We start from the raw sequence: 12,465 nt of genomic DNA on the forward strand, positions 1-12,465 counted from the left end.
TGATCATGATCGGCGTCTCCCCGCCACGTTGTTCAGTAACTCGAATATGAATGCATGACCACCGCTAGTCGATTGGAGCGAAACGTGTTAGCATTATGAGATAAAGTAAATCTTCTTCAATGCATCAGTTTAGCCGTTTTTTAGCTCAACAGCACAGGTTAAAGCGGTGCGAAAAACCTGCGGCTGAAAGAGATGAGAGCATGAATACATCTGGGATTCAGCAGATGAACGATTTTTTTACGTCTTTGTCGGATGGCGTGATTATCTGTGATCCAAAAGGAAGAATTCAGCAGATGAATCCAGCCGCCATGGCCCTCTTTGAAATATCGTCTGTAGAGCCGTATCGGGATGTGCCTTATAAGGATTTTATTAGCCGCTATCATAGCCATGTTCCTGACTCGGTGAATAGGATAGAGGGAATAACGGTGGCTGAGGGTGAGAACCATGCGCCATTTAGCGATTGTACGCTCTTTACGGTGCCATCAGGACGTGAGATCTGTGTCAGTATCAGCCGTAATAAGATGACAGAGCGGGATGGGCAAGCACTGGCTACTGTCTATCTCTTGCATGATTTAACTGAGATTTATGAGGCTGCGTCCAATTCAATGCGGGCGAATACTGCGATCTTCACGTTGATCAAGGCTATTGCCAGTATTCATAATTGTATCTATCAAACCTCAGGTGATAAGAATCGCCTCTTGCCAGAGTCGATCGATGTGATCGGTCAACAGATGACTGACTTGATCAGCCAGTTGCTCAAAACTCAGATGGTCTTACTGATGTCTTTTAAGCAACCTGAACAGCGCATCCATTATGTGGCTTTGAGTGGCCTGACGGCAGAGCAAGTTCAGGTGCGTAAAGATCGGGATGAGCGCTATACCCTGGATGACTATCTGGATCAGGAGCAGATTGACCAGCTTAAGGCAGGGCAGACCATCTGTGTTGAACGACAACGCCAGCGCACTCCGTTCACGTTACCCAATGAGTCAATCAGATATACTATCTGGGTCCCACTATTTGCGCAGGAACAATTTGCTGGCGCGCTGATCATTGCCATAGAGCGCGTATGTACGCCTCCAGAAAGGGATCTGATCAATGCGGTGGGGACGCTGATAACGATGATTATTGACTGCGTAAAGTTGATCACCAGTCTTAAAGGCGAGAATACGGAAGAGGTTGTGCTCCAGGAAACCAATCAGATTATCAATGAATTTTTGAATCTTGCCAGCCATGAGTTAAGGACACCCCTGACGGTAACGATGGGTAATATTCAACTGGCCCTCAGACGGCTTGAGAAACTGAGAAGCCAGCTCGCAGGTCAGTCAGAGTTAGATACGCTCAGTCAGGAGATCGCACGCGTGCAAAATCCTTTGGAATATGCGACCCAGAGCACACGCCTGCATGAACGCATGATTAGCAATATTGTCGATGATTCACGGATTCAAGCCAATGAGCTGGAACTGCATATCAAGCAACACGATCTTATCGATCTGGTACAGAGAGTCGTCAGAAAATATCAGCAGCGCTATCTTGAGCGCAGCATTGAGATTGTGATTGATCCACCAACGACAACGCATATCAAGCTGGCAATAGACGCTGACCGTATCAAGCAGGTCCTCCATACCTATTTGTCTAACGCTATCCGCCATTCGCCTCCGAGCCAGCCTGTAACGATCCGCATTGTGCTGGAGGAGCACCAGGTCACGGTCTCAGTCCATGATAATGGATCTGATATACCACCAGAAGATCAGCCGAATATCTGGAACCGCTTCTATCGGGCAAAGGGGACCGGAGTACAGAATGAGCTGGATTTAAGCCAGGGGCTCAGCCTCTATCTCTGCCGTGCCTTGATCCATTTGCATCATGGCCAGGTTGGGGTCGAGAGTAGTCGCGGTCATGGCAAGACCTTCTGGTTTTCGCTGCCTCTGCCACTAGAGAATTAAAGGGAGATACCCACGCCACGAAATATCATCTGCAGGGCGATCAGAGCCATGACTGGAATAAAGATGAGGCGCAGGGTTTTATTACTCAGGTGCGTAAGCAGACGCGCTCCCAGGAAGGCTCCTACCAGCACACCTAACGCGACAGGGGCCGCGATTAGTGGGAGGATATCGCCACGGAAGAAGTAGATGCCCGCGCTGGCGGCGGCGGTCACACCAATCATGAAATTGCTGGTGGTGGTCGAAACCTTCATCGGCAAACGCATAATCGTATCCAGGGCCAGTACCTTAAAGGTGCCACTACCAATCCCCAGTAAGCCTGAAATCAGGCCAGCCACATACATCATCACAAAACCATATCCAGTACGAGTAACCTGGTAGGAAACAGTCTGGCCCAGATGTTGATCAGGATAACTACTGGCCAGATGCAGGTTGGTGGCCAGCTGATCATTATGGACACCCTGCGGCAACTCTTCGCCCAGCTTAAAGATGATAGGCGCAACCGAGATCAACAAGATAACCCCAAAGATGATAAAGAGCAGTTGCGGTGCCAGCAAACCAGCAACAAAAGCGCCACTGACAGCTCCTACGGTGGTGGCAATCTCCAGAAACATGCCAATGCGCACATTCGAGAGATGGTCCCGCACATAGGCTGCGGCTGCCCCGCTGGAGGTGGCAATAACAGCCACGATACTGGCTCCAATGGCATATTGTATCGGCAGACCAAAAGCCAGCGTCAACAGGGGAACAATCAATACGCCACCACCAAGGCCCACAAGAGAACCAAGCACACCTGCCAGTACAGATCCGGCAAAAATCCCCATCATCGACAATAAAGAAACATCCATTACGCGCCCCCTTTTCCCAGGAAGAAGCTTACCAACAGGATCAGCAACACCAGGAGCGAGATCAGCGCGAATGTACGATCATGTTCAAGCGCAAAGCCAAGAATAGAGATGGCCACACGGACAACAGGGGTTGCGATCAATACAATCAGCCCGAGCGCGATAATAGCTTCTGGCTGGAAGGCCAGTACGCCTTGAAAAATCTGTATCAGTGTGTGAGGTATCTGGATGCCCGCCTGTCCGGACGGATGGAGAAAGTAGAGTCCTACCCCCAGCACAATAATGACCGCACTCACAAGCACACCTATCTGCAACACCCAGCCAATCACGACCATCAAACCAGCGTCCTCTATTGGCTGCTTATCATTCATTGCTGGTGGTACGACCGCCACCAAAGCCTGGGTATTTGTAATTTTACTGTTGTTTTTATGTATAGTTTCAGGTTGCTCTGACATATCTATGTTACCTATTACCAATATTTTTTCCCTGCATAAATCAAACCTATAGCTTTAGGGGGAGAAAAAACGAATTAGCTTGCCTGGATGGCACTGCTAAATCCAAAGATATCTTTTTCAATAAGTCCTATATAAAGTATAGTTGATCTTTATTCATAATACAAATGAATGATTATAATATAAGTCATAATTAAAATGAATGATTTGAGCTAATGGTCTGACTCACTTCATGTGATGGACTCTTCGCCCGCTACGCGGGCGGGTGGGGAGGAGGTTGCGGGGGCACAGCCCCCGAGCCCCCAGTCAAGGGGCTCGCCGCCCCTTGCATCCCCGCTTTACACACAATGTGGGTCAGACTATTAGGACTCACTTTTTGTGATCGGGTGGGAGGGAGGAGGTTTCGGGAGCACGACCCTTTATCCGGGCTCGCCGCCCATTGCATCTTCGCTTTACACATAATGGGGGTCAGACTATTGGCTGTGTACTCATAAATCTAAAAGAGGACACAGCCAGTGCTTATCTGGATGGCAGCGGCGAGAGTAGACCAGCTAATAAGGCGGTGCGTTGAGGGATAGGCGAGAGCAGGACGTATTCATTGGAGGTATGCGCTCCCCCACCGATTGCGCCCAGTCCATCAATGGTTGGACAGCCTGCGGCGGCGGTATTACAGCAATCTGAGGCGCCTCCTCTGGTCTCGGGATCAAAGGGGGTGTGCAGGAGTTGTTCCGCTAACACCTGGGCGCGGGCGGCCAGGGCCAGGCTTTGTTCGGTGGCGACCATGGGTACCATGTAATCAGGTGCTGGCTCAAGCGTGAGTTTGACCCCAGGTACAAGCTGCTGCTGCAATAATTCATGCCAGCGCTGCTCTGTATCCGCACGATCTTCCGGCCTCAGGAAGCGTAGATCAAAGGTGATCTCGGCATAGTCTGAGACGATGTTGGGCATAGAGCCACCTTTAATTGGACCTGCGTTGATAGTGGAGCCTTCGCGCCAGCCCATAAAGTTCTGAGCCTGCACAATCTGATGGGCCAGTTCCAGGACCGCATTACGACCACGCTCGGGATTACTACCGGCGTGGGCGGCCAGTCCTTCGGCGATCAGGCGATAGTGGACGCAACCTTTACGGCGCGTCACCACATTGCCAATCGAGCGCGCACCCTCCAGACCCAGTACATAGGGTTGCTCATCACGGGCCAACTGCCTGATAAAATCCACATGGTAGCGCGCAGAGATCTCTTCATCTGGAACAGATAGAAACAGGATTTTTGAAAAGTTCTGGAAGCGTTGCTGCTGGATAATTTCCAGCGCATAGATACCCTGAAGCAGGCCAGCCTTCATATCAACCGTACCGGGAGCATAAAACTTGTCCCCCTCCGTACGCATCTGCGCCGCCGCTGAGCCAACGGGATGGACCGTATCATGGTGCCCGATTAACAAATAGACTGGAGCCTGTGAATCGTTTCCTGTCAGAGTACCAAGTACGGCCTTGCCACGTGCATGCTCAATCATAACAGTCTGCATCCCCACGCGCCGCAACAATGTAGCTAAAGCGTCCGCCATCGCATGTAATCCAGCCGCATGGTCTGAAGGCGAATCTATCGCGCACAGCATCTGCAAATCCTGCACATAACGCGGCATGATTCCTTCAATGTAGGACACACCATCCACCACCAGGGCCGCGACACCATCTTGTATCTCATTTGGATGAAACATAACACCTGCTTTCTCTAAATCGCCAACATATAGGTATCACCACCAACGCCATCAGGTATATACATGACACGTACCAGGGATCGGAAAAAGATAAAGCATATGAAGCATCGTTGCATCAATTGCATTATCGACACACTCTTATTCATCACTATCTCATACATGAGGCAGATACTCTGAGTTTGAGCACTTTTCAGCAACTATCAAAAGGTATTTACAGCAAATCAGGCCCGCTAAAAGATGAGATTATCCAGATCAGAGCAAACGATAGATAGACGATGGTTAACGATCTCAAAGAATACATGTCTACAATTTATAATCTGGATAGGTGTAAAAGCTTCATGGGATTATATCAATAGGATCTCAGCACAAGCTTCATGCAAAAATAGTGGAGACATACAGCGGACCCATCAGGAAACAGAATTATGATGAGGAGAAGTAATGGAGAAGGCCTCACAGACGGCAATTCGGATTCTAGAAGCGTTCTTAAAACTTGCCGATGAGCGCGGCATCAAAGCAACGACCACACGCGCCATTGCAGAAGAGGCGGGAGTCAACGAGGTCACTATTTTTCGTATTTTTAAAGACAAGGAAAACTTGATGCGTCAGGCATATGAGCATTTTTCCCCCGGAAAGCGTATTGTTGCCTATCAGCTTGCGATAGATACTTCCACAGCCGCGCAAACAAGGTCTGGATTGATAGAATGCATGAAATTTTTGCGTACTATTTTCAGTGAACATCCTCAATTGTTACTCTCAGGCGTGAGAGATTATCGGCGTTTCTCTACTTTGCACGATGAAATGGCCTTCCATGCACTGGCAGCCTGCCAACTCGTCACCCAGGCATTGAAACAGGCGGCCCCGATGTTACGTCCAGGTATCGATATTGAGAGCGCCACATTCAGCTTATTAGGCTTCCTCTACACCACCGTTTCCTGGCAACATCAAGGCTGGTTGCAGATGACAAACGAGAAGTGGAATGACAGACTAGAAAGCGCGATTGATATCCTTATGGCCCCCTAAAATGTTCATCTCTTAAATCCCTCGACCTCCCATCTCGCACACATGAACCATGTAAATGATATGTCTCGGGCTTCTTACGTTCTTATTCTTATGTTATATAGTGCCGCCAACCAAAACGTTGCTAAGCGATTATGCATGAAGAACCAAGATTGGTGTAGGCGCCACAGGCATGCGATGAAGCAACCGAACAACGTGTCGATGTGAGGGCGATCATGCTCGTAAACAGGGACATTGGCATCAAGCGAGGAGACGGCAATCCCCTTGCGGGTTGCCGTCTCCTCGCTCCATATGAAGGTTCCTGAGCATGATCATGTTGGGGCTGAAAGGTCGCTACGTACGATCGGCCTCGCGTCTGGCGCTTACACCAATCATGTTTCTTCGACCAGGATTATTTATTATGGGGTGTTGCGCATGAAGATGCGCACAATGGGGTGGTCGAAGATAGAGAAACTGGGATCGGCATCGCTGTCGTTGAAGGTGATGCCGAACAGGTTGGGGTGATTTTCGAATTGGGCGATTAGATGGAAGCCGAGTTGGCCGTGCAAGAGCCGTTCATAATAGCGTGACGTGAACGGATAGCGCTGTGGCAGGTGCAGAGCCGGTTGGATGGAGCGGTCCGAAGTGATGATCAGGAGATCAGACTTCTGCAGCATGCTCATGATAAATTGCGCCTTTTCAGGGGTATCTTCTGCCAGCATATTCAGGCCGGGCGCAAGTAGATGATAGGTCGGGGTGGGATAGGCACCATTATCTCCAACCGGGATGACCACATCACCTTGCTCATAGCTGATGGTGCTCGCAGGCTTGATGTGCGCATATATCCAATGGGACGCCTGGATTAATGTGTTCGGCTGACTGTAGATATTCAGCATTGCCAGGCCTTGAAACGCGGTGGCCAGGACAACTAGACTGATCAGGCTATATCCAAACCATGTCAATGATCTTTGGGTGGAGCTTTCCTTTCTTCGTAAAAAGCGTAGAAAAGCGAATAAGCCTCCCGCCGCTAACAAGGTCAACACAGGATAGATCGGCAACATATAGCGCACATATTTGACATATAGCCCACCAGTAATGGCTCCATAGATAAGCACCCAGGACAACGGTATGAGCCAGAGAATCATCTTACGCCTTACTGTGACATATAGCATCCAGAGCAGCCCCAGTGAGGCTGTAAGGCCCAGGAGAGGGCCCAGTCCCCAGAGAAGGATATCTTGTATCTGATAGAGATAGGGGGTGTTGTAGGCGAACTGTATGGTGTAGGAGAGGAGAAGTTTGCCAATCGACATATTGCCTTGCTCGGAAAGCTGGTACAAAAAATTATGTCGATCTAATAGCGCATATGGCATGGCCAGCATGAAAGTCCAACCGGTCGCACCCACGACCAGGACCAGCAGGTGTACCGCTGAAACCAGGCTATGCCGTCGCCAGCGTAACACTATCGCGATGAATATAGGAATAGCCAGCGGGGCCGCACTGGTTTTGGTGGCCATCCCCAGGCCATAGCCCAGTCCTATCAGTAGCGCCGCCCGAGACGGGACATGTCCATCGACCAGCGCCACACAGCCCGCCAGGGTCAACATCACAAAAAAGAGTAGCATTGTGTCGACAGTACAGTAATGTGACTGCTGCAACTGTAACGGCGTAAACGTCACCAATACAGCTACCAGTAGGGCCATAGCCCATGGCGAACCACTTTGATCCACATGATCCGCGTGCTCTGAACGTACCAGATGCCATCCCATCCAGGCTGTCAGCAGGATAGTGCCACAATCCAGCACCGACGACACCACCCGTCCCAGTAGCGCAAGATGTTCAAAGGAGACAAAATCGGGCATAAAGATGGTCAATACATGAGCCAGGAAAGCCATCAGATAAATCGGAAAAGAACCATACGCGAAAAAGTGGGGATTAAGCGGAGAATTTGCCGCATCCAGGAATTGTCCCAGGCTCTGAGGCCAATGGACCTGCTGGGAAGATACAATGATAAAAGGCTCATCTGGATGAAACCGATAGCCTTGATCCCAATTCAATCCATAGAGCCGCATAGCCAGTCCCATCACGGCCAGCATACAAATAGCTATCTTCGGCCAGCAAACCTTTTTCCCCAGGCCATCCCGTCCCTTGAGCACGAATTTCATCAAACGACTCACCTCCACACCCCCCTTCCTTGCCACACATCATATCCCTATGCAAATTATAAAGGATCGCTCAAATAGCACACATGTTACGCAGAGACGACTTCTTTATTTCTTAGCATTTTTCTGACGAAGGTGAATCGCATATGTGGCTATAAGGGTGTACAATATTTAATAAGCTTTGCTTGTCTAAATTATGGAGCGAGTAATATTACTGCAGAAAAATCAGTACCCGTATGCACCTGGCTATTACGTAGTAGAAGGTAGAATGGGTTAAAAGGCTGGTTGTATCTTTCTGTCTCGTTCACGACATAAAAAAATCATTGCGCTACAGGCAAAACATATTATAAAGGAGTAATTATGGCTCGGGACCAAAAAGCAAGAAATAAATCATCCCAGACTTCAGCGAAGGCAGCCAAACCTGTTGTGAAACCTGCCCCTCAGACGGTGACGGAAAATCCTACTGCTCAGACGGTTGCAGAGGCACCTGCCCCTCAGACGGTGGCGGAAAATCCTATTCGCGAGGAGACTCAGAATCCTACGGATGTGACGTTGGTGAAAGAGGAACAGCATCAGGAGCAGGTGGTGACCACGGTGCAACCAAGCTGGCCCAGTTGGCCGACATCTAAGCCTGGACCAACCACCATGCCACCGCCTCAGGGAATGCGTCCATTGAATGCCTATCGTCGCGAACAGGTGGTAGAGGTTGGCTATAATCAGGAGACTGGTAAGCCTATCGATGCCAGTCCGATGCGCCCAATGCCTGATCCAGATCTGAAGGATGCTGTTAGTTTCGATCAGAAACCTCGGACAGGACAGGATGTGCTGGGTAAGCGTAAACAGCGCCTATAACGCTGTACTACGGGCCGTTGCTAGTGGCATCTATGGATGCTTTCGACCCGGCGAATAGCTAACTTTTTTCCATGGATGGATACTGGCCGCTGCCATCATTCTGAGTCGCAGCTTCTTCTATAACTCACACATAGATCGAAGAACTTCGCTCAATGGATAGATGACAGCGGCATTATTGTATCTTCTCTTTATGACGCCGAATAATACAAATAAAGGAGTTTTTATTATTATGCAGTCGGAGCAGATAACTACTTTGCGTTATGCGCTTATTGGAGCGGGTGCCGGTGTGTTCAATATGCATCGGAGCGCCCTGAAATTGCCGGGTATGAAGGTGGTTGCCGTCTCAGATATTAATCCTGAACTGGGACAGCAGCGGGCCGCTGAATTACAGTGTCCTTTTTATGTGGATCATCAGCAACTTTTGACCGAAGTACGACCAGATGTAGTGGTGGTGATGACACCCCATCCTTTTCATGCGCGTATCGCGATCGATTGTTTACAGGCCGGTAGCCATGTACTGGTGGAGAAGCCAATGGCGGTCCAGGTCGCGGAAGCCGATGCGATGGTTGAAGCATCCGAGCGCGCGCGCAGAACCGTAGGCGTGATTTTTCAGCAGCGCTTCCGGCCTGAGATTCGGGCCGCCCGCCAGTTGATCCAGGATGGCAAGCTTGGCCACATCCAACACGTCACCATGTCCGCCGTCTGGACACGTACCGCGCGCTACTATCAGTCCGCTGGCTGGCGTGGAACCTGGAAAGGCGAAGGCGGTGGCGTGTTGATGAATCAGGCTCCCCACCAACTGGACCTACTATGCCATCTGGTTGGACAGCCCGCCCGCGTGTTTGCCTGGACACGGCGTTTACTACACGCTATCGAGACCGAAGATACCGTAGAAGCCACCCTGGAATGGCCCGATGGGGCGCTCGGCTCACTCCATATCAGTACTGCCGAAGCCGATCAATCTGAATACCTCAAGATCGTCGGAACCCATGGACAGCTAGAGATCCAGGGTGGCCAACTCAAAGCCCACGGACTGGAAGAGGATATCACCAGCTTTGTCGCCACCTCACCCAAAGCCATGGCCACCCCTGCCAGCCACGACCTGCCAATCACCCTCGACCAGAGCCAGATTGGCAACCACGAAACCGTCTACCGTGCCTTTAACACCGCCATACTCACCAACACCCCCTTCACATCCGGCGGAGCCCAGGGCATCATGGCTCTCGAACTGGCCAACGCCTGCATCTACTCCAACTACACCCGCAGTCCCGTCGAACTCCCCCTCGACCGCCAGAAATACGCCACCCTCCTCACACAACTCGCCGACAAAACCATCTAACCCAAACGAGCAGATGGGAACAGCTAAACCCATCTACTCGTTCCTCACACGACTACGTTAATAGCCTGTACCACAAACATAAGCATAAGAACGTAAGACGCCTACAATATCATAATTTTATATAAATACTCCCTTGCAACGTAAGAATAAGAACGTAAGATGCCTATAACATCATAATTTTATGTAAATATTACCTTGCAACATAAGAAGATAGAAACTTACCATACAGCGCCAATTTCGGTGCGTAATAATGTATTATTATGTATATTATATTATATTATTATATATATAAATATATATTATTTATTATTTAATATATATTATTTTGATTTATATTTTTATTAGATACATTATTAAAATTGATACGTATCCATGCAGAAAAATGGAGAAGGATACAATAATCATTTCACTTATTACTGAAAGGTATATATTCTATAAACAACCTAAATAAAATCCTTTATCCTTTGCAATTTACTATGCAATAGGCTTCTTATGATCTTATGCTTATGTTTATGCATAGCTAACAATTGTATATGTGATATCTTTCCTGCCTGGTTAATAATTGTATATGTGATACATGGCTAACAATTGTATATGTGATATCTTTCCTACCTGATTGATGATTTTTATATCTTGTAGGCTTCTTATGTTCTTATTTTTATGTTTCCTGCATAGTCATCAGAAACCTCGGTGACGTGCATTGTTTTGCCAGCGTAACCATGAGGCCATCCCCCAGCGATCCCTCCCCTTACCACGCAAATGACGTGGTCGTGATGAAGGGAGGAGTGCTAAATCGCGTCTGGATGGCGCTCAGGGCCTTGTAAGGTATCTGGCGCGTTAATAGGGCATCTCATAGCGATAAAACGCCCCTATGGGTATTTGAAGGGCTTTTAATGGCATTGTTACATTTTAAGTATTATGGCGATTATTACGATTGATAATTATTTTAAAATAGATAATTATAATTTTTTGATTATTTTATGTTTTAAATTCATAAAATGCCTTTTAAAAATATATCAACATATACTATTCGTTGTGGTAGTGTATATTGCAAATGTACGTCCGCGATCATCTATGTATATGTTAAGCAAATCACATTGCAAACAGACAAAGATGTAACAAGGGCGTTTGCGGGGGTCTGCAAGTTGTATATTCGAAAGAGGATACATTGCAAACACAACCACGAAGCTGGAAAAGCTTCCAGCGGTATACCGTAGTGAGTTTTGTAGTGAGTACTTGTTTTATTGTAGTCTTTGGACTTGGCTTAACTGGAGTAACGTCGCGAGCGAAGGTGGAGGGTGCGCACGCGCGAACAGTTGTCGCTTGCTCACAAGCTGACCGCATACACGTTGTTATTGGGAAGGAAACACTGGCGAGTATCGCTGCATATTATGGGTTTAGCGAACACCGTATCGCGGCCTTTAATCGCCTGCACAAACCCAATTCAATATACACCAACCAGAGTATTTGTATTCCAAGCGCACCGGCAGATAGTATGAGTAGCGTTATACATCCTTTCAGGGTGCAGCATAAGATAGCAGCCCCATTGGCACTGGTGAAACATGCGGCACATAAAAGTGTAGAGAAACGTGATCGGCCAATGGCACCGGAATTTCAGGCCGTGCCATCTGGAGTAGTATCCCTTCCTCTCAGTGTAGGTACGCATAGAGGCTCAAAAGGCCTGGGAGCACTGGCTGCCCCATACGTGATGGGGAGCAGGCTCCAGAGTACTTATCCATTTGGACAATGTACGTGGTGGGCTGCGCAACGCTACTACCAACTACACAATGTAGTTGTGCCGTGGACAATGAACGCGAATGCTGGACAATGGGTCGATCGTGCCTCACAATTTGGGTGGCATGTATCCAGTATTCCTGCCCTTGGCTCTATTCTTGTCCTGGGCAGTGGCGTACAAGGCGCGAACCGTGTCGGACACGTTGCTGTAGTTGAACAGATTCTCAATAATAATATGGTGATCGCCAGTTCCATGAACTGGGGAAACAAACCTGGAGCGGTCACAAACTCTCTGTTCCGAATGGGAACAGGCGTCACTTTCGTAAGTCATTAGTTACTTGCTTGTAACCCGCTTGCTCTTACTTCTTTAACCGTCTCACAAATATTTAAAGAAGCCGAACAGCCGGGCTAGTGATAACGTTTAAAGACCCC

General features: G+C 48.6%; 9 protein-coding genes. 5 read left to right on the top strand and 4 right to left on the bottom strand.

What is annotated here, in order from left to right; translation table 11 throughout:
• The first annotated feature begins 200 nt into the window (after positions 1 to 200).
• Positions 201 to 1,943: a sensor histidine kinase gene (locus tag EL633_RS08610; RefSeq protein ID WP_161982040.1), complete on the top strand. Its 1,743-nt coding sequence runs from the start codon at positions 201 to 203 to the stop codon at positions 1,941 to 1,943.
• Here EL633_RS08610 and EL633_RS08615 read toward each other — a convergent pair.
• From EL633_RS08615 to EL633_RS08625, 3 genes are all read right to left on the bottom strand, one after another.
• A complete protein-coding gene (locus EL633_RS08615) occupies positions 1,940 to 2,788 on the bottom strand; it encodes a sulfite exporter TauE/SafE family protein (RefSeq protein ID WP_126626788.1) in 849 nt (282 codons plus the stop codon). The genes EL633_RS08610 and EL633_RS08615 overlap by 4 nt on opposite strands.
• Positions 2,788 to 3,240 (bottom strand): DUF1634 domain-containing protein, encoded by a 453-nt coding sequence (locus tag EL633_RS37465; protein ID WP_246039108.1) that lies wholly within the window; start codon positions 3,238 to 3,240, stop codon positions 2,788 to 2,790. The genes EL633_RS08615 and EL633_RS37465 overlap by 1 nt, the downstream gene beginning before the upstream one ends.
• A 516-nt stretch (positions 3,241 to 3,756) precedes the next feature.
• Entirely contained in the window at positions 3,757 to 4,953 is a 1,197-nt protein-coding gene (locus EL633_RS08625; RefSeq protein ID WP_126626789.1) for a M20/M25/M40 family metallo-hydrolase, read from the bottom strand.
• A gap of 438 nt (positions 4,954 to 5,391) precedes the next feature.
• Between EL633_RS08625 and EL633_RS08630 the strand changes: the two genes are divergently transcribed.
• A complete protein-coding gene (locus EL633_RS08630) occupies positions 5,392 to 5,973 on the top strand; it encodes a TetR/AcrR family transcriptional regulator (RefSeq protein ID WP_126626790.1) in 582 nt (193 codons plus the stop codon).
• Positions 5,974 to 6,368: 395 nt separating this feature from the next.
• Here EL633_RS08630 and EL633_RS08635 read toward each other — a convergent pair whose 3' ends face one another.
• Positions 6,369 to 8,123: a glycosyltransferase family 39 protein gene (locus tag EL633_RS08635; protein ID WP_126626791.1), complete on the bottom strand. Its 1,755-nt coding sequence runs from the start codon at positions 8,121 to 8,123 to the stop codon at positions 6,369 to 6,371.
• 345 nt (positions 8,124 to 8,468) lie between these two features.
• Here EL633_RS08635 and EL633_RS08640 point away from each other — a divergent pair, with 345 nt between their 5' ends.
• From EL633_RS08640 to EL633_RS08650, 3 genes are all read left to right on the top strand, one after another.
• Entirely contained in the window at positions 8,469 to 8,960 is a 492-nt protein-coding gene (locus EL633_RS08640; RefSeq protein WP_126626792.1) for a hypothetical protein, read from the top strand.
• A 229-nt stretch (positions 8,961 to 9,189) separates the two neighbouring features.
• Positions 9,190 to 10,299 carry a Gfo/Idh/MocA family protein gene (locus EL633_RS08645; protein ID WP_126626793.1) on the top strand — a complete coding sequence of 370 codons (1,110 nt, stop codon included), beginning with the start codon at positions 9,190 to 9,192 and terminating at the stop codon, positions 10,297 to 10,299.
• Positions 10,300 to 11,467: 1,168 nt separating this feature from the next.
• The gene (locus EL633_RS08650; RefSeq protein WP_126626794.1) at positions 11,468 to 12,367 is read left to right on the top strand and encodes a CHAP domain-containing protein; all 900 of its coding nucleotides are present in this window, start codon (positions 11,468 to 11,470) and stop codon (positions 12,365 to 12,367) included.
• The last annotated feature ends 98 nt before the right edge of the window (positions 12,368 to 12,465 follow it).

Source organism: Dictyobacter alpinus, from assembly GCF_003967575.1.
GTDB classification, from domain to species: domain Bacteria; phylum Chloroflexota; class Ktedonobacteria; order Ktedonobacterales; family Ktedonobacteraceae; genus Dictyobacter; species Dictyobacter alpinus.

Excerpts from the sequence above, each read along its gene's own strand:
- EL633_RS08610 (WP_161982040.1), top strand. The coding sequence starts at position 201 with ATGAATACATCTGGGATTCAGCAGATGAACGATTTTTTTACGTCTTTG.
- EL633_RS08615 (WP_126626788.1), bottom strand. The coding sequence starts at position 2,788 with ATGGATGTTTCTTTATTGTCGATGATGGGGATTTTTGCCGGATCTGTA.
- EL633_RS37465 (WP_246039108.1), bottom strand. The coding sequence starts at position 3,240 with ATGTCAGAGCAACCTGAAACTATACATAAAAACAACAGTAAAATTACA.
- EL633_RS08625 (WP_126626789.1), bottom strand. The coding sequence starts at position 4,953 with ATGTTTCATCCAAATGAGATACAAGATGGTGTCGCGGCCCTGGTGGTG.
- EL633_RS08630 (WP_126626790.1), top strand. The coding sequence starts at position 5,392 with ATGGAGAAGGCCTCACAGACGGCAATTCGGATTCTAGAAGCGTTCTTA.
- EL633_RS08640 (WP_126626792.1), top strand. The coding sequence starts at position 8,469 with ATGGCTCGGGACCAAAAAGCAAGAAATAAATCATCCCAGACTTCAGCG.
- EL633_RS08645 (WP_126626793.1), top strand. The coding sequence starts at position 9,190 with ATGCAGTCGGAGCAGATAACTACTTTGCGTTATGCGCTTATTGGAGCG.